This is a genomic window from Brevibacterium sp. CFH 10365, assembly GCF_009299785.1.
In the GTDB taxonomy this organism is placed as follows: domain Bacteria; phylum Actinomycetota; class Actinomycetes; order Actinomycetales; family Brevibacteriaceae; genus Brevibacterium; species Brevibacterium limosum.
In genome coordinates this window covers 170,183-190,426 of record NZ_VIGO01000006.1, presented here as the reverse complement: position 1 = coordinate 190,426, position 20,244 = coordinate 170,183, and the positions used below count along the sequence as shown (strand labels likewise).

At 66.9% G+C, this 20,244-nt stretch carries 20 protein-coding genes; 8 read left to right on the top strand and 12 right to left on the bottom strand.

Going from position 1 to position 20,244, the window contains the following annotated elements:
• The first annotated feature begins 2 nt into the window (after positions 1 to 2).
• From ehuC to ehuA, 3 genes are all read left to right on the top strand, one after another.
• Positions 3 to 791 (top strand): ectoine/hydroxyectoine ABC transporter permease subunit EhuC, encoded by a 789-nt coding sequence (gene ehuC, locus FHG09_RS13630; RefSeq protein WP_152348198.1) that lies wholly within the window; start codon positions 3 to 5, stop codon positions 789 to 791.
• Positions 788 to 1,447 carry an ectoine/hydroxyectoine ABC transporter permease subunit EhuD gene (ehuD, locus tag FHG09_RS13625; protein ID WP_152348197.1) on the top strand — a complete coding sequence of 220 codons (660 nt, stop codon included), beginning with the start codon at positions 788 to 790 and terminating at the stop codon, positions 1,445 to 1,447. Before ehuC ends, ehuD begins: the two co-directional genes overlap by 4 nt.
• Before the next feature lie 85 nt (positions 1,448 to 1,532).
• Positions 1,533 to 2,285 carry an ectoine/hydroxyectoine ABC transporter ATP-binding protein EhuA gene (ehuA, locus tag FHG09_RS13620; protein ID WP_193627395.1) on the top strand — a complete coding sequence of 251 codons (753 nt, stop codon included), beginning with the start codon at positions 1,533 to 1,535 and terminating at the stop codon, positions 2,283 to 2,285.
• On the opposite strand, the gene rsmD is transcribed toward ehuA, so the two are convergent.
• The 4 genes from rsmD to thiL are packed head-to-tail and all read right to left on the bottom strand — an operon-like array spanning position 2,282 to position 7,643.
• Entirely contained in the window at positions 2,282 to 2,884 is a 603-nt protein-coding gene (gene rsmD / locus FHG09_RS13615) for a 16S rRNA (guanine(966)-N(2))-methyltransferase RsmD (RefSeq protein WP_152348196.1), read from the bottom strand. The two genes, ehuA and rsmD, sit on opposite strands and share 4 nt — an antisense overlap.
• Positions 2,885 to 2,894: 10 nt before the next feature.
• On the bottom strand, positions 2,895 to 5,042 hold the full coding sequence (locus FHG09_RS13610) for an ATP-dependent DNA helicase RecG (RefSeq protein ID WP_152348195.1): 2,148 nt from the start codon (positions 5,040 to 5,042) through the stop codon (positions 2,895 to 2,897).
• Positions 5,039 to 6,604, bottom strand: coding sequence for a DAK2 domain-containing protein (locus FHG09_RS13605; protein ID WP_152348194.1), 1,566 nt, complete (start codon positions 6,602 to 6,604; stop codon positions 5,039 to 5,041). The genes FHG09_RS13610 and FHG09_RS13605 overlap by 4 nt, the downstream gene beginning before the upstream one ends.
• A 1-nt stretch (position 6,605) precedes the next feature.
• Positions 6,606 to 7,643 (bottom strand): thiamine-phosphate kinase, encoded by a 1,038-nt coding sequence (thiL, locus tag FHG09_RS13600; protein WP_152348193.1) that lies wholly within the window; start codon positions 7,641 to 7,643, stop codon positions 6,606 to 6,608.
• A 32-nt stretch (positions 7,644 to 7,675) separates the two neighbouring features.
• Here thiL and FHG09_RS13595 point away from each other — a divergent pair, with 32 nt between their 5' ends.
• Positions 7,676 to 8,197, top strand: coding sequence for a DUF3515 domain-containing protein (locus FHG09_RS13595; RefSeq protein ID WP_152348192.1), 522 nt, complete (start codon positions 7,676 to 7,678; stop codon positions 8,195 to 8,197).
• Positions 8,198 to 8,218: 21 nt separating this feature from the next.
• Here FHG09_RS13595 and FHG09_RS13590 read toward each other — a convergent pair whose 3' ends face one another.
• The 7 genes from FHG09_RS13590 to leuC form a co-directional block, all read right to left on the bottom strand.
• Complete coding sequence (locus FHG09_RS13590; RefSeq protein WP_152348191.1) at positions 8,219 to 9,334, bottom strand: D-alanine--D-alanine ligase family protein; 1,116 nt, start codon at positions 9,332 to 9,334, stop codon at positions 8,219 to 8,221.
• A gap of 95 nt (positions 9,335 to 9,429) precedes the next feature.
• Entirely contained in the window at positions 9,430 to 9,963 is a 534-nt protein-coding gene (locus FHG09_RS13585) for a YbhB/YbcL family Raf kinase inhibitor-like protein (protein ID WP_152348190.1), read from the bottom strand.
• Positions 9,964 to 10,008: 45 nt separating this feature from the next.
• On the bottom strand, positions 10,009 to 11,022 hold the full coding sequence (locus tag FHG09_RS13580) for an NAD(P)H-dependent glycerol-3-phosphate dehydrogenase (RefSeq protein WP_152348189.1): 1,014 nt from the start codon (positions 11,020 to 11,022) through the stop codon (positions 10,009 to 10,011).
• Positions 11,019 to 11,792, bottom strand: coding sequence for a lysophospholipid acyltransferase family protein (locus tag FHG09_RS13575; RefSeq protein WP_152348188.1), 774 nt, complete (start codon positions 11,790 to 11,792; stop codon positions 11,019 to 11,021). The genes FHG09_RS13580 and FHG09_RS13575 overlap by 4 nt, the downstream gene beginning before the upstream one ends.
• Positions 11,789 to 13,105, bottom strand: a complete 1,317-nt coding sequence (gene murA / locus FHG09_RS13570) for a UDP-N-acetylglucosamine 1-carboxyvinyltransferase (RefSeq protein ID WP_152348187.1) — start codon at positions 13,103 to 13,105, stop codon at positions 11,789 to 11,791. The genes FHG09_RS13575 and murA overlap by 4 nt, the downstream gene beginning before the upstream one ends.
• 204 nt (positions 13,106 to 13,309) lie before the next feature.
• Positions 13,310 to 13,909 (bottom strand): 3-isopropylmalate dehydratase small subunit, encoded by a 600-nt coding sequence (leuD, locus tag FHG09_RS13565; protein WP_152348186.1) that lies wholly within the window; start codon positions 13,907 to 13,909, stop codon positions 13,310 to 13,312.
• Positions 13,910 to 13,925: 16 nt separating this feature from the next.
• A complete protein-coding gene (leuC, locus tag FHG09_RS13560; protein ID WP_152348185.1) occupies positions 13,926 to 15,410 on the bottom strand; it encodes a 3-isopropylmalate dehydratase large subunit in 1,485 nt (494 codons plus the stop codon).
• A gap of 175 nt (positions 15,411 to 15,585) precedes the next feature.
• Between leuC and FHG09_RS13555 the strand changes: the two genes are divergently transcribed.
• The 4 genes from FHG09_RS13555 to FHG09_RS13540 all read left to right on the top strand — a co-directional run bounded on the left by FHG09_RS13555 (position 15,586) and on the right by FHG09_RS13540 (position 19,355).
• Positions 15,586 to 16,302, top strand: coding sequence for an IclR family transcriptional regulator (locus FHG09_RS13555; protein ID WP_025777351.1), 717 nt, complete (start codon positions 15,586 to 15,588; stop codon positions 16,300 to 16,302).
• A gap of 135 nt (positions 16,303 to 16,437) precedes the next feature.
• Complete coding sequence (locus tag FHG09_RS13550; RefSeq protein ID WP_152348184.1) at positions 16,438 to 17,196, top strand: DeoR/GlpR family DNA-binding transcription regulator; 759 nt, start codon at positions 16,438 to 16,440, stop codon at positions 17,194 to 17,196.
• 150 nt (positions 17,197 to 17,346) lie between these two features.
• The gene (locus FHG09_RS13545; protein WP_152348183.1) at positions 17,347 to 19,044 is read left to right on the top strand and encodes a sodium:solute symporter family protein; all 1,698 of its coding nucleotides are present in this window, start codon (positions 17,347 to 17,349) and stop codon (positions 19,042 to 19,044) included.
• Between the two features lie 17 nt (positions 19,045 to 19,061).
• Positions 19,062 to 19,355 carry a hypothetical protein gene (locus FHG09_RS13540; protein ID WP_152348182.1) on the top strand — a complete coding sequence of 98 codons (294 nt, stop codon included), beginning with the start codon at positions 19,062 to 19,064 and terminating at the stop codon, positions 19,353 to 19,355.
• A 25-nt stretch (positions 19,356 to 19,380) separates the two neighbouring features.
• Here FHG09_RS13540 and FHG09_RS13535 read toward each other — a convergent pair whose 3' ends face one another.
• The gene (locus FHG09_RS13535; RefSeq protein WP_152348181.1) at positions 19,381 to 20,220 is read right to left on the bottom strand and encodes an alpha/beta fold hydrolase; all 840 of its coding nucleotides are present in this window, start codon (positions 20,218 to 20,220) and stop codon (positions 19,381 to 19,383) included.
• Positions 20,221 to 20,244 lie beyond the last annotated feature (24 nt).

The window sequence follows — 20,244 nt, the reverse complement described above, 5'->3', positions numbered from 1 at the left end:
CCATGACCGAAAACCTCACGACGTTGCTGAACTTCCTCCCACAGCTGTGGGAGGGAGTTCAGACGACGATCATCCTCACGGTCGTCGGAAGCCTCGGCGCCATCATCATCGCGCTCGTTCTCGGACTCGCGATGACGTCCACGCATGCGTGGCTGCGCGTCCCGGCGCGGATCATCGTCGAATTCTTCCGCGGCACCTCCCTGCTCGTGCAGCTGTTCTGGCTGTTCTACGTCTTCCCGCTCCTCGGGGTCGAGCTCGACCCTATGATCTGCGGCATCGGAGCGCTGGCGCTCAACTACGGCGCCTATTCCGCCGAGGTGGTCCGTTCATCGATCACCACCGTCGACAAAGGGCAATGGGAGGCCGCGATCGCACTGAGCCTCTCCCCCACCCGACGGATGATCCGCGTGATCTTCCCACAGGCCTGGGCTCTGATGATCCCGTCGCTGGCCACCCTGCTCATTCAGCTGCTCAAGGGCACCGCGGTCGTCTCATTCATCACTCTCCAGGACCTCACCGACAAGATCACGCAGCTGCGTCAGTCCACGAATGACACGTACTTCGCCTTCACCGTCGGCCTCATCATCTACTTCGTCATCGCCTGGCTGATCCAGGAGCTCATGAACTTCCTCGAACGCAGAGCCACGGCCGCTCTGGGACGCAGACGACCGAACTCGCGATCCGACCGTCGCAAGGCCAGGCGCCTCGCCCGTGAGGATGCCGTACGCAAGGACCGCCTCAAGTCTCAGATCAGGGGTGCCGGCGCCGGCTCGAGAGGGGGAGACCGATGATCTGGAATTGGGAATTCGCCTTCGAAGCCCTGCCGATCCTGCTCCGCGGCTTCGTCAACACGCTCATCGCCACCGTCGTGGGCACGCTCATCGCCACAGTCCTCGGCCTCATCATCGCCGTGGCCATCCGCGGACTGCCGCGCTGGATCAACTGGCTCGTCCGACTGCTCGTCGCCTTCGTCCGCAACACGCCGCTGGTCGTGCAGCTGATCTTCGTCTACTACATCTTCGCGGGCATACCCGGCCTGGTCGATGTGCCGGCGCTCGTCATCGGCTTCATCGTCATCGGCATCCACTATTCGACGTATATGTCCGAAAGCTACCGTGCCGGCATCGATTCGGTGCCGCCGGGACAGTTCGAGGCGGCCACCGCGCTCTCGCTGCCGCCGGTGAGGACCTTCACCGCGGTCGTGCTGCCGCAGGCCCTGCGAGCGACGATCCCTTCTCTGGGAAACTACGCGGTCGCGATGTTCAAGGACACACCGTTCCTGTTCGCGATCTCCGTGGTCGAGCTCGTCACCTCGGCGCAGCAGTTCGGAGCGGCGAAATTCGCCTATACGGAAGCCTTCACACTGGCCGGAATCATCTTCCTCGTCGCCAGCTACCCGACCTCACTGCTCATTCAGAGATTGGACCGACGCCTTGCCCGCTACTGAGAACACCCCGACGAACCCGACCGATCCCACTGCAGCGGCCGCCTCGACTCCGGGACCATCGCCGTCTGCCTCGGCGACCCCGGCGATCGAATTCAAGGACGTGGAGAAGCGGTTCGGAAAGACCACCGTGCTCAAGGACCTCAACTTCACTGTGGCTCCCGGCGAACGCGTCACCCTCATCGGACCCAGCGGTTCGGGCAAGACGACGATCCTGCGCCTGGTGATGACCCTCGAGGAGCTCACCGGCGGCTACATCTTCGTCGACGGGCAGCCGCTGACGTTCGAGGAGCGCGACGGCAAGCGGGTCGAGCTGCCGAAGAAGCGCACGCGTGAGATGACCACCCGCATCGGCATGGTCTTCCAGCAGTTCAACCTGTTCCCGAACATGACGGTGCTCGAGAACATCATCGAGGCCCCTGTGCACGTGCTCGGCAAGTCGAAGGCGGAGGCGAGCAGGGAAGCCGAGGAGCTGCTCGAGCGAGTCGGACTGGCGGAGAAGGCCGACGAGCATCCGACGCGGCTCTCCGGCGGTCAGCAGCAGCGTGTGGCGATCGCCCGCGCATTGGCGATGAGCCCGGAGATCCTCCTCCTCGACGAGGTCACCTCGGCACTCGACCCAGAGCTCGTCGGCGACGTTCTCGCCGTCCTGCGCGACATCGCCGAGACCACGGACATCACGATGCTGCTGGTCACGCATGAGATGCAGTTCGCCCGCGACGTCTCCCACCGGGTGATGATGTTCGACGGCGGTCAGGTCCTCGAGGAGGGCCCGCCGGACCAGATCTTCAACAACCCGCAGCACGAGCGCACCCGTTCGTTCCTCTCCAGCGTGCTCTAGCCCTCCGCTGCGCCCGCAACGTCCGGCTCCGCTGTGAGCTGGACGAAGTGGATCGCGGTCTCGCCGAAGGTCTTCGAACGGAAGACCTCCAGCCCGTCGGGCATCGTCGGCTCGGGCGAGCGCGAGGCGCGTTCGATGACGACGATGGACTCCATGTCCAGGTGTGCGCTCAGGCGACCGAGGATCTGCGTGACCGCGTCCTCGCCCAAGGGATAGGGCGGGTCCATGAACACGAGGTCGAAGACCCGCGACTCCGGATCGTCAGGACCGGGCAGCCCGGCAAGGAAATGGAGCACATCCCCGGTGTGGACCTCGGCCGAATGGTCGAGGCCGAGCTTGTCCGCATTGGACTCCAGGGCGCGGGTCGCCGCCAGGGAGGAATCGACGAAGTCCACCTGAGCGGCTCCCCGCGACATCGCTTCGAAGCCGAGACCACCGGAACCGGCGAAGAGGTCGAGGACGTTCGCGGCCTGCAGCACACCGTAGCCCTCGAGCATGGAGAACAGCGATTCCTTGACCCGGTCGGACGTCGGTCTGGTGTTCGCCCCCGACGGGGAGGTCAGCTTGGCCCCTTTGTGTGCTCCGGCGATGATTCTCATGTCTGCCTCCTCAGCCTGCCTCGATGAAGTGGGCGTCGTCCTCGGGCAGGACGCGCCTGATGAAGGCCCTGAGCGCAGGCACCGCCTCGAGAGTGGGGTCGACGGCGACGATCTGTTCGGCGACCCTCTTCGCTTCGGCCACGATCTCGGAGTCGCGGAGGATCGACAGGTGCCGCAGCGAGGACCCGCCCCACTGGGAGCCGCTGAGGACGTCGCCCTCGCCTCGGGAGTCGAGGTCGTATTCGGCCAAGGTGAATCCGTCCAGTGTCTCGGCCACGGCCTGCAGGCGCCCGTAGCTCTCATCCGTCTCGCTCATCTCGGTGAGCAGGAAGCACATGGCCGCGCTGCCGTCACGGCCGACGCGTCCGCGCAGCTGGTGCAGCTGGGCGACACCGAAGTTCTCGGCTTCGATGATGACCATCATCGTCGCCCGCGCGACGTCGACTCCGACCTCGATGACCGTCGTCGAGACGAGGATCTCGATATCGCCCTTGCGGAAGTCCGCGAGCACCCGGTCCTTCTCCGCGGCGGACATCCGCCCGTGCAGCAGACCGAACTTCCTGCCGGTGAGTTCGGGAGTCTCCTGGAGTTTGCGCGTGATGTCCTCGATCCCCTGCTTCTGCCCGAGCACCTCCCCGGACTCCGGATCTTCGACGTCCATGGGTTCGATCCGCGGGAACACGACGAAGACTCCCCGTTCGTCCTCGACGGTCTGCCGCATCAGCTCCCGGACCCGGGCGTACCAGTTCGGCTGCTCGACGATCGGCACCACATGCGTGGCGATGTCCTTCGGGCCCGCCGGCATCTCGTCCAGCGTCGAGATGTCGAGGTCGGCGAAGACCGTCATCGCCACCGTGCGCGGGATCGGGGTCGCCGACATCACGAGCGTGTGCGGAGTCGTCTCCCCGCCCTTGGCGCGCATCGCCTCACGCTGTTCGACACCGAAGCGGTGCTGCTCGTCGACGACGATGAGACCGAGGGCGGCGAACATCGTCGATTCCGACAGCAGCGCATGGGTTCCGACGACGATGTCGATGTTCCCGGTCACCAGGTCGAGGGCGAGTTCGCGACGGTCCTTCGCCGGCATCGACCCGGTCATCAGCGCCACCGTCACCTGATCGTCATCGGCCAGCAGCGGCGACAGTGCCATCTGTTCGTTCAGCAGGCTCTGAATGGAATGGAAATGCTGAGCCGCGAGCACCTCGGTGGGGGCGAGCATGGCGGCCTGGGCACCGGAGTCGACGGCGGTGAGCATGGCCCGCAGAGCCACGAGAGTCTTACCCGAGCCGACGTCACCGTGGAGGAGCCGGTGCATCGGCCGATCGGCGCCCATGTCCTCAGCGATCTCCTCACCGACCCTGACCTGCGAGGCGGTGAGAGTGAAGGGCAGCCCGTCGTCGAAGCGGCGGCTCTTCTCCCCTTGGGTCAGCAGCGGTGTCGCCTTCTGGGCGGCCAGGGTGGCCTTGCGGGCGGCGAACTCGGTCTGCAGGGCGAGCGCTTCCTCCCATTTCCACCGCAGCCGCGCCCGTTCGACGTCCTCGATCGTCCGCGGCCGGTGCATGGCCTCCAGCGCCGTGCGCAGATCCGGCAGCTCATGAGCTTCCCGCAGCCCCTTCGGCAGCGGGTCGTCGAACTCCTCGTCCCCGGCGACGGCGAGCAGAGTCTTGATCGAACTCCACAGCCGGGACTGGGCGATGCCTTTGACGGCCGGGTAGATCGGGAACGGCGAATTGAGGTCCTCGGGGGTCCACTCGTGGTCATCCTCGGTGCGGTTGAGCCAGACCGGAGACGCCAGGGTCAGCTGCCCTCGGAACGATTCGACCTTGCCGCCGAAGACGACGGTCAGACCCGGGGTCAGCGTCTTCTCCAACCAGTGCTGATTGAAGAACGCGATCTTCATCGACTGCTGTCCGTCGTGGACGATGACCTCGGTGATGGTTCCGCGCCGCTGCTTCATCCGTCGCGTCTCCACCCGGATGACTTCCGCCTGGATGATGGCGGTCTCGCCCAGCGGCAGGGCGCCGAGTTCGGTGCGCTCGCCCGGCACGAGGTAGCGGCGGGGGAAGAAGCGGAGCAGGTCGGTGACCGAATGCACCCCGCGTTTGGCCAGGTGAGTGCGGTCGGCCTTGCGGAAGTTGTCTTCGAGCCGCGTCGTCATTCGACCCCCATGATCACGAGCACCCCGGGGTCTCTGGCATCGATGTCCTGGAAGTGGACGGTCGCATGTGACTTCTGGATCCAGTCCCGCAGGTGTTCGAGCACCTCCGGTGCGCAGTCGGGGCCGTGGACGACGGTGAGCAGCTCTCCCCCGGCCCCGAGCAGCCGATCGGCGAGCTTCTCGACCAGGGTCCGCAGCTCCGTGCTCTGCGTCTTCGCTCTGCCTTCGATGAAGACCCGGTAGAACTGCGCCGGATGAGCCGCTCCGTCCTCGCCGATGATCGGCAGCATCCCTGTCGGCGGGTCGGAGGCGAGCTGGTCGGCCGAGTAGATCGTGCCCACCCGAGTGCCCGCGGCCGCTTCGGTCATATCCGCGAAGATCTCCGCCGCCGGGGCGAAGGGGTCGTAGACGGCCAAAGCCGAGAGCAGGGTGCCGACGTTGCGGGAGCGCACGACATGCGCATGCAGCCCGGCCAGGGACTTCAGCGCCGAGGTCGAGCTGGGGATGACGATGACCTCCCGGTCCTCGGCGGCGATGAGTTCGGACATCGTCTCGAACAGATCCCCCACCTCCGGGGTCAAGGCCGTGGCCCCGTTGAGGGCGGTGTGCATGAGCAGTCCCGTGCCCTTGACCAGGGCGATGAGCTTCGTCTCCCCCTCCTCCTCGTGCATGCGCAGATCTTCCATATCGAGCCGGGCGATCCCGTACTCGCCGAGGCGGTCGATGACGGTCGCGGCGGTCGTTTCGTCGGCGACGTGGACGTGGACCTTGGCCGCGTTGATGACGATCGAGGTCCCGCCGAGGCGGTCGAGTTCGTCCGCGAGCGCGTCCGTGGGTGTGGTGGCGAGGATGGCGACGATCTCGAGTTCGTCGGCGGTGGCTTCGTGGATGATCTTCGGGGCGCGGGCCACCTCGGCGAGCATCGAATCCTGTGGGGTGCGTCCGGTGACGGTCGCGTAGAGGAGGTCGAAGAGTTCGACGATTCCCGTCGATCCGGCGTCGACGACTTCGGCCTCGCGCAGCACGGTGAGCTGTCCGGTGGTCTCCCGCAGCGCGGACCGGGAGCGTTCGCGCACGGCTTCGATGACCTCGAACAGGTCGGCCCCGTCGTCGGCGCGTTCGCGGGCTTCGACGGCCATGGCGTCGAGGACGGTGAGCATGGTGCCGTCGACGGGCCGGGCGACGGCGGAGCGTGCCCGATCGGAGGCGGTCTCGAGGGCGGTCGCCATGGCGTCGGCGGTGGCGACTGTGACTCCGGCCAGGGCGTCGGCGACTCCTTGGAGGGCGACGGCGAGGATGAGTCCCGAGTTGCCGCGGGCACCGCGTCCGGCCCCGGCGGCGAGTGCGGCGACGACGTGCGGGAGGGTGACGGGCCCGGTGAGCTCTTCGACGGCGAGGTAGGCGGCACGCAGAGTGTGGTACATGTTCGTGCCGGTGTCGCCGTCGGGGACGGGGAAGACGTTGAGTTCGTCGATCTCGGTGCGTTCCTTGCGCAGCCGGTCGACCGCGCGTCGGGCCCAGCGTGCGGCCAGACGACCGTTGAGGCTGATGGCGTTGCTCATGTCACTTCCCGAAATGGCTGAAACCGCTCGCCGGCACGGGTGTGCCGTCGAGGCTGACATCGTGTCCGGTGCGGATCCGTCCGATTCTCCGCCAGCCTACTCCAGGGCTCTGACTCGAACGGCTCGACGCGGCGAAGCCGTGGTCTTCTCCCCCGTCGAGGACCCAGGCCAGGGCCAGATCCTCTGCCGTCATCGCGGAGCCGCCTGCCCCGCCCGCGTCGCCTGACCCGGCCGGCGCTCTCGCGGCGAGCACGAAATCGGCCGCAGGCAGCAGCGGGTCGACGAACTCCTGGAGCAGAGCCCGGTCGAGGTCGATTCCCACCCCCGAGGCGGCCGCCACCCGGGCGAGGTCGAGGCTGAGTCCGTCGGAGACGTCGATCATCGCCGAGGCGGCCCCGAGCGTGAGCAGTGCGCCGTAGTCCGGCTGTGGGGCCAGCTGGGTGTCGATGAGGGCGGCGAGTTCCGGGGCGGCGGTGTCGCGGCGGAGACCGGAGAAGAGCAGATCGAGGCCGGCGGCCGCCCGACCGACCGTTCCGGCCAGAAAGAGCGCATCGCCGGGCCGAGCCCCGGAGCGCAGAATCGCGGAGGTCTCCCCCACCGTCCCGAGTGCGGTGATGGCGATGACGATGAGGTTCGACGACGACAGGTCCCCGCCGATGATCGGCACGGTGCGGTCCAGGGCCAGTCCTGCGCGTTCCGCCTCAGCGAAGAGTCCCGAGTAGAAGGCCTCGAGGTCGGCGATGTCCGTGTCATCCGGGACGGCCAGGGACACGAGCAGTCCGTGCGGGCGGGCGCCCATGGCGCAGACGTCGGCGAGGTTCTGGGCGGCGGCCTTGCGTCCGAGCAGTCCCCAGTCCAACCAGTCGCGAGTGAAGTCCTCGTTCTCCACGAGCATGTCCGCGGTCGAGACGAGCCGCCCGTCCGGTGCGGTCACGGCCGCGTCGTCTCCGGGTCCGACGATCACATGCGCGCCGGTGGGATTACGGGTGAGCACGCGGGAGATGATGTGTGATTCGCCAAGTTCGGACAGTCGGGTCATGGCTCCAGGTTATCGGGAGATACGGTGGTCCTATGCGATCTCGCCCTGCTTCGACGCGCCGCCTCACGCGGTCGCCGCACCGTCGTCCTCTCACCCTCGTCGCGTTGGCCACGGTGCTCACCGGTCTCGCGGTGACCGGGTGTGCGCGCACCGTCATCGTCGAACCGGCCAAGGATGCGGCGAACCCGAAGTGCGCCGACATCATGCTCACCCTGCCCGAGGAGATCTCGGGTCAGAAGGCGCGCACGACCTCCTCGCAGGGCACGAAGGCGTGGGGAGATCCCAATGTCGCGGTGCTGCGCTGCGGAGTCACTCCTCCCGGTCCGACGACCGACAGCTGCGTCAGCGTGTCCGGGGTCGATTGGATCTCGAAGCCGGCCGAGGGCGACGAGACGACGTGGAAGTTCACCAGCTACGGGCGCGCACCCGCCGTCGAGGTGCTCGTCAACCGCAAGGCCGAGTCCGGCAACGACGTCCTCGCCGCGATCTCACCGACCCTGTCGAAGTTCCCGCCCGAGACCGAATGCGTCGGCGCCGAGGACATCGACGGCTAGAGCTCGCCCACCGCGGACGCCCTACTTCGCGCGGGCGTGATCGACGAGCGCGATCGAGATGAGTTCGCCGATGAGTTCGGAGTATTCGAGTCCGGACTGCGCCCACATGAACGGGTACGCCGAGGTGGGGGTGAACCCGGGCAGGGTGTTGAGTTCGTTGATGACGACGTCGCCGGTGTCGGTGACGAAGGTGTCGACGCGGGCCAGTCCGGTGCAGTCGAAGAGACGGAACACCGAGGCGGCCAGTTCCCGGACGCGGGCCGTCACCTCCTCGTCGAGGTCGGCCGGGCAGGTGACCTCTGCGGCGGAGAGGTCGAGGTATTTGGCGTTGAAGTCGTAGAACGAGTGGTCCCCGCTCACGCGGATCTCCCCTGGTGAGGACACACGCAGGTCCGTGTCGTACACGGACCCGAGCACGGCGCATTCGACTTCGCGGCCGCTGACCTCGGGTTCGACGATGACCTTGGAATCGTGTTCGAACGCACCGGCCAGAGCCTTGTCGAGGTCGGCCGCCTCGGCGATCCGGCTGACTCCCATGGAGGATCCGGCACGGGCGGGCTTGACGAACACGGGCAGACCGAGGTCGGCCACACGGTTCTCGACCTCGGCGCGACCTGTGGCCCACATCGTCTCGGTGACGAGCTCCCACGGGCAGGTCGGGATCCCGGCCTGGGCCATGAGCGACTTCGTATAGTGCTTGTCCATGCTCGCGGCCGAGGAGAACACCCCTGAGCCGACGAATGCGGTGTCGCTGAGTTCGAACAGGCCCTGCAGGGTTCCGTCCTCACCGAAGCGTCCGTGCAGGAGCGGGAAGAACACGTCGACCGACCCCAGTTCGGACCAGCTGCCGTCGGCATCCCGGTGCAGCAGAGGCGCCCCATCGGCGGACAGCGGTGGGATCACCTCGGTGCCGTTGTCGGTGACCTCGGGCATGTTCTCAGGGTCGAAGCGCATGCTCGACCAGTCGTCGACGACCCGCCACACACCGGTCTTCGTGATGCCGATCGGCAGGACGTCGAAGGCCTCAGCGTCGATGGCACCGATCACACCGGCCGCCGTGACGCAGCTGACGGAGTGCTCGCTCGAACGGCCTCCGAAGAGGACTGCGACAAGGGGCCGGTGATCGTTGTCTGCCATGAGTTTCCTTGCTGAAGTGGTACGCCCGCGAACTGGGACCGGTCACGGGGGCTGCGCACAGCGGTTCACGTGTGCGCGGACTGAAAGACTCTAGCTCACTTCGCCTCGAACGTGCATTCCAGCCACGCCCGGCCGATGCCCTTGAAGAACATGTTGAAGCCGGCGAAGGCCGGGGATGCGGATTCGTCGATGCCCAGCGGTTCGGCCAGGGCGGTGACGATGAAGAAGTAGCGGTGCGGCCCATGGCCCTGCGGTGGGGCGGCGCCGACGAAGCGGGGTTCGCCGGCATCGTTGCGCAGGGTCACGGCACCGGCGGGCAGCAGGTCGGAGGCCGGGTCACCGGCGCCCGTGGGCAGGCTCGTGACGGAGGCGTCGAGGTCGGTGACGACCCAGTGCCAGAAACCCGAACCCGTGGGGGCGTCGGGGTCGAAGCAGGTCACTGCGAAGGCCTTGGTCTCTTCGGGGAAACCGGACCAGGACAGCTGCGGGGAGATGTCCTGTCCACCGGGAACGCCCATGGCACCGGAGAGCTGGGGGCCGGCGAGCACCCCGCCGTCTTCGGCATCGGTGCTGGTCAGCGTGAAAGTCGGAAGTTCGGGAAGATTGTAGAACGGTGAGTTGGCGCTCATTTGTGCTCCTCATTTTCCAGCGGGCGGCCTGACAGCCGGGTCGGCTCAGGCCGGTGGTCCTTCGTGCTTACGTTTCCGAGACAACAGCAATCCGGCGAGTTCGTCAACCTGCAGTCTTCCGCCCAGCACCGCACACACGGCTTCGGTGATCGGCAGGTCGACCTCGTATCTGCGGCCCAGGGCGAGCACGGCCGGAGCCGATTTCACGCCTTCGGCCGTCTGCGAGGTATGGGCGATGACGTCCTCGAGGCTCATCCCCTCACCGAGGTGGCGTCCGAAGGTGCGATTGCGCGACAGGGGCGAGGCGCAGGTGGCCACGAGATCGCCGAGTCCGGCGAGCCCGGAGAGGGTGTGCGCTTCCGCGCCCATGGCCGCGGCCAGGCGGGAGGTCTCGGCGAGCCCGCGGGTGATGATCGAGGCCTTCGAGTTGTCGCCGAGCTTCTGCCCGTCGGCGATGCCCACGGACAGGGCGATGATGTTCTTGATCGCCCCGCCGATCTCGACGCCGACGACGTCGGTGTTCGTATACGGTCGGAAGTACGCGTTCGCGCTGATCTCCGCGACCGCCTCGGCGGTGGTGATGTCCGAGGACGCGACGACGGTGGCGGTGGGCTGACGGTCGGCGATCTCACGGGCGAGGTTCGGGCCGGAGACGACGGCGATCTGGGATTCGGCGACCTCGGCGACTTCGGCGATGACCTCGGACATGCGTTTGCCGGTGTCGACCTCGATGCCCTTCATCAGGCTCACGAGCTTCACTCCGGCGCGCAGGTGCGGCTTCCATCGGGTGAGGTTCTCCCGCAGCGTCTGGGCGGGGACGGCGAGGACGATGACGTCGGCGTCGGTGACGGCGGCGAGGTCATCGTCGGTCGCGCTCAGACCATCGGGCAGGACTCGCTCGCCCAGGTAGCGGTCGTTGGTGTGGGAGCTGTTGATCTCCGCGGCGACCTCGGGGCGGCGGGCCCAGAGGGTGACGGGGAAGCCGGCGTCGGCGATGACCGCGGCGTAGGTGGTTCCCCAGGATCCGGCCCCGAGGACGGTGATCTTGTCGACGCTCATTCGCCTGTCTCCTTGCTCGTGAAACGCTGCGGCAGTTCGCGGCCCGACAGTTCGGCCACCATCGCCGCAACGGTGTTCTTCACACGCTGGGAGAGGTCTCCCATCGTCTTCTTCTCAGCCCGGTGATCCCACAGATCCGAATAGTCGACGGCGGGGCCGAAGGCCACGACCGTGTCATGGCTGAAGGGCCTGAAGCGCACCTTCTTCTGGCCGCGCGGGTAGATCGTGTCCAGTCCCCAGTGGGCGGCGGGGATGATCGTGGCTCCGGTCTCCAGAGCGAGTCGGGCGGTGCCGGTCTTGAAGTGCTGGGGCCAGAGTTCGGGGTCCTTCGTCAGCGTGCCCTCGGGGTAGATGACGACGGTCTGCCCGTTGGCCAGGGCCTGTTTCGCATATGCCAGGGAGTCCCCGGCCTGCGCCGAGGCGCGCAACACCGGGATCTGCCCAATGCGCTTGAGGATGGCGCCCAGGGCACCTGTGAAGAGTGTGGACTTCGCGAGGAAGTGCGGCATCCGACCGTTGCGCTTGAGAGCCAGCCCGACGAGGATCGGATCGAGATGGTTCGCATGGTAGGCGGCGACGATCATGCCGGTGCCCTGCGGCGGCAGGTGTTCGAGCCCGCGGACGGTCATCCTCGTGGCCGTGCGCATGAGTCCGAAGGCCGCGGTGGCGGCGACGGTGCCCGCCCGGTTCTGCGAGCGCACCGAGGCGGGGTCGAACGCGACGAGGGGCTTCGACTCGGGGGCGGCCCGGGGCGAGGGTTCAGCCCTCATGCGGACACCTCGGCGCCGAGGCCGACGAGCTTGTCGAGGAAGTTCTCGTATCCGCGGTTGATGAGTTCGATTCCGTGGACTTCGCTCGTGCCCTGGGCGACCAGGGCGGCTATGAGGTGGCTGAATCCGCCGCGCAGATCCGGCACGTCGATGCGGGTGCCTCTGAGGTCGGTGGGTCCGGAGATCACGGCCGAGTGCTGGTAGTTCCGCCGTCCGAAGCGGCAGGGGGTGCCGCCGAGGCATTCGCGGTAGAGCTGGATCTTGGCCCCCATCGAGCGCAGCGCGTCGGTGAAGCCGAAGCGGTTCTCGTACACGGTCTCGTGGATGATCGACAGCCCTTCGGCTTGGGTCATGGCGACGACGAGCGGCTGCTGCCAGTCGGTCATGAAGCCGGGGTGGACGTCTGTTTCGAGGGCGAAGGACCGGAGTTTGCCGCCGGGGTGGCGGAACCGGATGCCCGTCTCCCGGACGTCGAATTCCCCACCGATCTTGCGGAAGATGTTGAGGAAGGTGATGAGTTCGGGCTGGCTGGCACCCGCGACGAAGATGTCTCCCCCGGTCGCCAGCGCGGCCGAGGCCCACGATGCAGTCTCATTGCGGTCGGGCAGGGCACGGTGGATGAAGCCGCGCAGCGAATCGACGCCTTCGATGCGCACCACCCGGTCAGTGTCGACGGTGATGATCGCGCCCATCTTCTGCAGCAGCGCGATGAGATCCATGATCTCGGGTTCGATCGCAGCGCCCCGCAGCTCGGTCACGCCTTCGGCGCGCACTGCGGTCAGCAGCACCTGTTCGGTGGCGCCGACCGAGGGGTAGGGCAGTTTGACCTTCGTGCCCTGCAGCCGGCTGGTGGCCTTGAGCATGATGCCGCCGGGGGTCTTGTCGACCTCAGCACCGAATTTGCGGAGCACGTCGAGGTGGAAGTTGATGGGGCGGTCGCCGATATGGCAACCGCCGAGGTCGGGGATGAAGGCCTGACCGAGGCTGTGCAGCAGCGGTCCGCAGAAGAGGATCGGGATGCGGGAGGACCCGGCGTGGGCGTCGATGTCGACGATGGATCCCTGTGCCACCTCTGCCGGGTCGAGGTGGAGCTCGCCGTCGGGCTGGTCGCCGTCGGGGCCGGAGGTGACGCGGACTCCGTGGAGTTCGAGGAGTCCGGTGACGATCTCGACGTCGCGGATGTTGGGCACGCCGCGCAGCACGGACGGGGTCTCACCGAGCAGGGAGGCCACCATCGCCTTGGGCACCAGGTTCTTGGCGCCGCGGACCCTGACGGTGCCGTCCAGCGGGTTTCCCCCACGTACTTCGAGCATGTTCCTCCCTGATTCCGATGACCGGGTCCGGGCGGGATTCCACCCGGAGACGGTGCCCGACCGTTGTTGCGGGCACCGTCCTAGACTAACCCAGCCGATGGGATCCCACCGATTCGCCGAGGCGGCTCCGAGGTCACGTCCGATGGTGACCGAGGGGCGCCTCGGCGGGGGTCCGATGGTTCCGGTGGGTCGCCTCGGTGGGGGTCAGACCTTCGCGGGCAGGGTGGTCGGCTTGAACGCGAACCGGGCGGATTCGTAGGCGACGATGTCATCTTCCTTGGCCAGGGTGAGGCTGATGTCGTCGTGGCCTTCGAGCAGGCGCCAGCGCGTGTAGTCGTCGATCTGGAAGGACACGGTGACGGTGTCGCACGTCACGGTCTTCTCAACCAGGTCGACGGTGATCGGAGTGCCGGGATGGTTCTCGAGGATCTTCCAGATCAGTTCGATGTCGGACTGCTCCAGTTCGGCGGCCAGCAGCCCCTCCTTGCCGGAGTTGCCGCGGAAGATATCGCCGAACCGGGAGGACAGGACGACGCGGAAGCCATAGTCCTTGAGCGCCCAGACGGCGTGCTCACGGGAGGACCCGGTGCCGAAGTCGGGGCCGGCGACGAGGACGGAGCCGCCCGCGAAGTCGGGGTCGTTGAGGACGAAGTCCTCGCCTGACCGCCAGCGGTAGAACAGGGCGTCCTCGAAGCCGGTGCGGGTGACGCGCTTGAGGAACTTCGCGGGGATGATCTGGTCGGTGTCGATATTGGATCGGCGCAGAGGAACGCCGATGCCGGTGTGGGTGGTGAAAGCTTCCATGGCTCGTCCTCCTACTTCAGTCGTTCGCCGAGACGGGTGTCAGGTTCAGTGACAGGCGGTCATCGGCCCATTCCACGGGTTCGGCGTCCCGTGGCAGGTCGGCGACGTCGCCGGGTGAGGACAGCGTGCCGCGCACCGCGGTGGCCGCGGCCACGAGCGGGGACACGAGGTGGGTGCGTCCGCCCTTGCCCTGGCGTCCTTCGAAGTTGCGGTTCGAGGTCGAGGCGCAGCGTTCGCCTTCGGCCAGCTGGTCCGGGTTCATGCCTAAGCACATCGAGCAGCCGGCGAAGCGCCATTCGCCGCCGAAGTCCTTGAAGATGACGTCGAGGCCTTCCTCTTCGGCCTGGAGGCGGACCTTCGCGGAGCCGGGGACGACCATGAAGCGGACGTTGTCGGCCTTCTTCCGGCCGCGGATCACCTCGGCGGCGGCTCGGAGGTCTTCGATACGGGAGTTCGTGCACGAGCCGAGGAAGACGGTGTCGACTTCGATCTCGTGCAGCGGGGTGCCCGGGGTCAGACCCATATAGGCCAGCGCATTGGCCGCTGCGGCCTTGTCGTTCTCGTCGGTGAAGTCGTCGGGGCTGGGCACCGAGGCCGAGAGCGGCAGGCCCTGGCCGGGGTTCGTGCCCCAGGTGACGAAGGGTTCGATGTCTTCGGCCTTGAGGACCACCTCGGCGTCGAATTCGGCACCTTCGTCGGTGTAGAGGGTCTTCCAGTACTCGACGGCGGCGTCCCAGTCTTCGCCCTCAGGGGCGTGCGGGCGGCCCTTGACGTAGTCGAAGGTCGTCTCATCGGGGGCGACCATTCCGGCGCGGGCGCCGGCTTCGATCGACATATTGCAGATCGTCATCCGGGCTTCCATCGACAGCTGGCGGATCGCTTCGCCGCGGTATTCGAGGACGTAGCCCTGTCCCCCGCCGGTGCCGATCTTCGCGATGATCGCGAGGATGATGTCCTTCGCGCTCGAGCCCTCGGGCAGATCACCGTCGACGGTGATCGACATCGTCTTGAAGGGCTTGAGGCTCAGCGTCTGTGTCGCGAGCACGTGTTCGACCTCGGAGGTGCCGATGCCGAAGGCCAGCGCCCCGAAGGCTCCATGGGTGGAGGTGTGCGAATCGCCGCAGACGACGGTGGTGCCCGGCTGGGTCAGGCCCAGCTGCGGTCCCACGACGTGGACGATGCCCTGGTCGGCGTCGCCGAGGCTGTGCAGGCGGATCCCGAACTCTTCGGCGTTATTGCGCAGGGTGTTGATCTGCGTGGCCGAGGTGGGTTCGGCGATCGGTTTGTCGATGTCCCAGGTCGGGGTGTTGTGGTCCTCGGTGGCGATGGTGAGGTCGGGCCGGCGCACGGGGCGCCCGGCGAGTCGGAGTCCGTCGAAGGCCTGCGGGCTGGTCACCTCGTGGACGAGGTGGAGGTCGATGTAGATGAGGTCCGGCGCACCGTCAACACCAAGTGAGACGACGTGATCGGCCCAGACCTTCTCGGCCAATGTGCGTGGCATGGTTCCTCCCGCCGGTGCAGGGATCTCTGCACCCGATGTAGACCTGACGGGCCGAGGTACGGCACGTCGATGAACTGCTGTTAGCGCACTGGAGTGAGTGCGTACTCGAAATCTACTCGCCCGTATCGCAATGCGAACTTGCATCTCGCCCACTGAGACGCGCACAATGGTGCCTATGACAAGCAATGGTAGCGGCGTCGGAGTCATCGACAAGGCCGCAATGGTTCTCTCCGCACTTGAGGCCGGACCCGCCTCTCTCGCCGAATTGGTGACGCTGACCGGACTGGCACGCCCCACTGCCCACCGCCTGGCTGTTGCCCTCGAATTCCACCGCATCGTCGGTCGTGACCTGCAGGGGCGCTTCGTCCTCGGGCCGCGCCTGGCCGAGCTGTCCTCGGCCGCCGGCGAAGACCGCCTGCTGGCCGCGGCCGGACCCGTGCTGGGTCAGCTGCGGGATCAGACGGGTGAGTCCGCTCAGCTCTTCCGCCGCCAGGGCGATCTGCGCCTGTGCGTGGCCGCGGCCGAGCGTCCGGTGGGTCTGCGCGACTCCGTGCCGATCGGCGCGACGCTGTCGATGCGCGCAGGCTCCGCCGCCCAGGTGCTGCTGGCCTGGGAGGAGCCGGATCGCCTGCACACGGGCCTGCGGGGTGCACGATTCTCCGCGACCATGCTCTCCGGCGTCCGTCGCCGAGGCTGGGCGCAGTCGATCGCCGAACGCGAACGGGGCGTCGCCTCGGTGTCGGCCCCCGTGCGCGGGCCGAGCAATCGCGTCGTCGCCGCCGTCTCGATCTCCGGGCCGGTCGACCGGCTCACTCGCCAGCCCGGTCGGCTGCATGCGAAGTCGGTCATCGATGCCGCGCGGGCGCTGACCGAAGCGCTCGTGCGCGGCTGAGTCCGACTCTGCCCCCATCGCACCTCGCCCAGCTGCGAACGATTTGACCGCGGGCTCGGAGGAACATCCCTCCGGGCCCGCGGTCTTGCACTGTCCTTGAAATCGGCCCGACCACCGGGCTTGTACGATGGCCCCATGATCGCCGCCCAGAGACGCAACATCATCGTCGATACGATCGAGAGAGACGGCGCCGTCTCCATCACCGCCCTGTCGGAGAAGCTCGACACCTCGGCGGTGACGATCCGCCGCGACCTCGATCAGCTCGCCGAGGAGGGCAGGCTCATCCGCACCCACGGCGGTGCCGTGCTCGCTTCGAGCGCGCGGGAGTCGAGCTACGCGGAGAAGCTCGAACAGGCTCTGGCCGAGAAGACGGCGATCGCTCGCGCCGCGGCGACTCAGGTGCACAACGGCGATGTCGTGGCGCTCGGTCCGGGTACGACGACCGAGCTGCTGGCCAAGGAGCTCGTGACCCGTTCCGGTCTGCGCGTGGTGACGAATTCGCTGCTGGTCGCCGAGGCCATGGTCTCCTCCCCCGACAATGAGGTCATCGTCGTCGGCGGTCTGCTGCGCCATTCGATCCGGGCGTTCGTCGGCGGCGGCACGGTGTCACAGCTGCTCGGCCTGCGCGCCGATACCGTTTTCCTCTCCGGCAACGGCCTGGCCGCGGACTTCGGCCTGTCGACTCCGGCATTTCCCGTCGCCGATACCGACCGGGCCATGGCCGCCGGGGCGGGGCACGTCACTGCTCTCGTCGATCACACGAAGGTCGGCCTCCGCTCGTCGGTGCTCACCGTCCCGACGGACGAGATCCAGCAGCTCATCACGGATTCGAAGAGTGAGGAATCCGAACTCGCGGCCCTGCGTGAGGCGGGTGTCGAGGTCGAGGTCGTCTGACCCCTCCGTCAAACGATCAAAACTGTTCAGGTTCGATCACTAGCGATCAGGCTCACAATCCTCTAAAGTGTCCACTCGGGGTGTCACACACCACACGCAGCTATGCACTGACGCACTTCGCAGCCATGCACTGACGCATATGGAGGAACCTTGGAAGCAATCCGCTTGGACGCACAGTGGATCGACTATCTGCTGATAGCGATCTACTTCATCTTCGTCCTCGGAATCGGGTGGTTCGCCAAGCGCGGGATCTCCTCGAGCATCGAGTTCCTCCTCTCCGGACGGAGCCTGCCGGCGTGGGTCACGGCTCTCGCGTTCGTCTCGGCCAACCTCGGCGCCGTGGAGATCATGGGCATGTCCGCCACGGGTGCCCAGTACGGCATGCCGACGATGCACTATTTCTGGATCGGCGCGGTCCCGGCGATGCTGTTCCTCGGTGTCGTCATGATGCCCTTCTACTACGGCTCGAAGGTCCGGTCGGTTCCGGAGTTCATGCGCAAACGCTTCGGCACCGGCGCCCACCTGGTCAACGCCCTCTCGTTCGCCATCGCGCAGATCCTCATCGCCGGCGTCAACCTGTTCCTGCTGGGCACAATCGTCAACCGTCTGCTCGGCTGGCCGCTGTGGATCGCCCTCATCGTCGCCGCCGCGATCGTGCTCTCCTACATCACCCTCGGCGGGCTGACCGCGGCGATCTACAACGAGGTGCTCCAGTTCTTCGTCATCGTCGCAGCGCTCCTGCCGCTGACGATCATCGGGCTCAACCGCGTCGGCGGCTGGGAGGGCCTCAAGGAGCGAGTGAGCAGCGACGGTATGCTCGGCGCGGAACAGTTGAGCAGCTGGCCGGGCGAACAGCTCTCCGGCTTCTCCAATCCGGTGCTCTCGGTCGTCGGCATCGTCTTCGGGCTCGGCTTCGTGCTCTCCTTCGGCTACTGGACGACGAACTTCGTCGAGGTCCAGAGAGCCATGGCGTCGAAGTCGATCAACGCCGCTCGACTGACGCCCATCCTCGGCTCTTTCCCGAAGATGCTCATCCCCTTCATCGTCATCGTCCCCGGCATGATCTCCGCGGTCCTCGTGACGCAGATGACGAACTTCAAGCAGATCGCGTCCACCGTCGACGAGGCGACCGCCCAGGCGCAGACGGGCGTGACGTACAACGATGCGCTCCTGCTGCTCATGCGGGAGGTCCTGCCGAACGGTCTGCTGGGCATCGCGATTGCGGGTCTGCTCGCCGCGTTCATGGCGGGCATGGCCGCGAACATCTCCGCGTTCAACACGGTCTTCAGCTATGACCTGTGGCAGCAGTACGTGGTCAAGGACCGCGAGGACGGCTACTACCTCAAGGTCGGCCGCTACGCCACGATCGGTGCCTGTGTCGTCGCGATCTTCACCGCCCTCATCGCCGGCAACTTCTCCAACCTCATGGACTATCTGCAGACGCTGTTCGGCTTCTTCAACGCACCGCTGTTCGCCACCTTCATCCTCGGTATGTTCTGGAAGCGGATGTCCGCGACCGCCGGTTGGGTGGGCCTCGTCGGCGGAACGCTCTCGGCCGTGGCCGTGTTCGTCCTCGCCGAGACCGGAGTGCTCGATCTGCCCGGTCAGGGTGCGGCGTTCCTCGCCGCCAGCACCGCGTTCGTCGTCGACATCGTCCTCTCCGTCATCGTCACCTTCAGGACTGCGCCGAAGTCGGCCCATGAGCTGCGCGGGCTCGTCTATTCGGAGACTCCGAAGACCGACTTCGAGGATCTGGGCGAACCGAAGCCCCCGGTCTGGAAGCGTCCGGTGCCCATTGCGGGAGTCGCCTTGGTCCTCGTCATCATCCTCAATGTGACCTTCGGCTAAAGGAGCCAGTGAACACCATGAGCAAAGCAAACGAACTGACGAAGACCGCAGGTGCCTTCGACATCCGCAACTTCATCGGCATTCTGCTGGGGATCTTCGGCATCATCCTCACGATAGCCGGGATCGTCGGCTTCACCCCCGACGAGGCCGAGCGCACCGGCGGGGTCGACGCGAACCTGTGGACCGGGATCGGTCTCATCATCGCCGCTGCCGTCTTCCTCATCTGGGCGAAGCTGCGTCCGATCCGCATCGTCGAGACTCGCGGCGACGATGCAGGCACCGGCACCGAGGCGGCCCCCGGCACCCGCTGATTCCCTGAGATTCCGCAGTGCCGAGTCAGAGCGCGGCCATGGCCGCCGCGACCTCGGGGATGTCCGTGGTCGGCACGGCTCTGGACGCCTCGTCGAGGATGAGCAGCCGGGCGCCTGGAATCTCCCGAGCGATCACCTCTCCGTTGCCCAGGGGGAAGAACGGGTCGAGGCGGCCGTGCACGACCAGTGTCGGCAGCTGCAGCTGCGAGAGCCGTTCCCTCCAGCGTGGTCGGCAGTCGAGTCGGGAGAAGACCATTCCCAACTGATCGGCCTGGTGCGCCCCAGGATCGGAGCCCCGGGTGCGGGCCCAGATCCGCGCAGCGACTGCGCGCGCCTCGGCGGGGTCATCTCCGAGGATCTTCGCGCCATCAGCCATGAAGTCAGCCACCGATCCGACGTCCGTCCAGTCCGGCTGCGGCCTGGAGAAGAGCGGGCCCATCGTGGCCTGATCATGATCCGGCAGGTCGTCATCGACGGGTCCGGGAGCGATCGGCCGAGTCCCTATGAGAGTGAGCGCAGAGAACGCGTCCGGAAAGTCGAGGGCTGCGACCTGCGCAATCATCCCGCTGATGCCGGTTCCCGCCAGATGCGCAGGCCGGTCGTCGAAGGCCCGAGCGAGTCCGGCGGCATCGGCGGCGAGATCTCGCAGAGTGTAGTTCGGGGCTGTCAGGTCGCCGCTGCTCGAGGCTCCGGCATCGCGGAGGTCGCAGCGCACAACGTGGCGCCCCTGCTCTGCCAGCTGCCGACACAGAGCATCGGGCCAGGACAGCATGGTCGGTGCGCCGAGGCAGAGAATCAGCGGGGAATCCGCTGCGCCGAACTCGTCGACGCCGAGGCTCACCCCGTTGACGTCGCAGATGTCCATACCGCTCCCCGCCCGTCCGAGCTC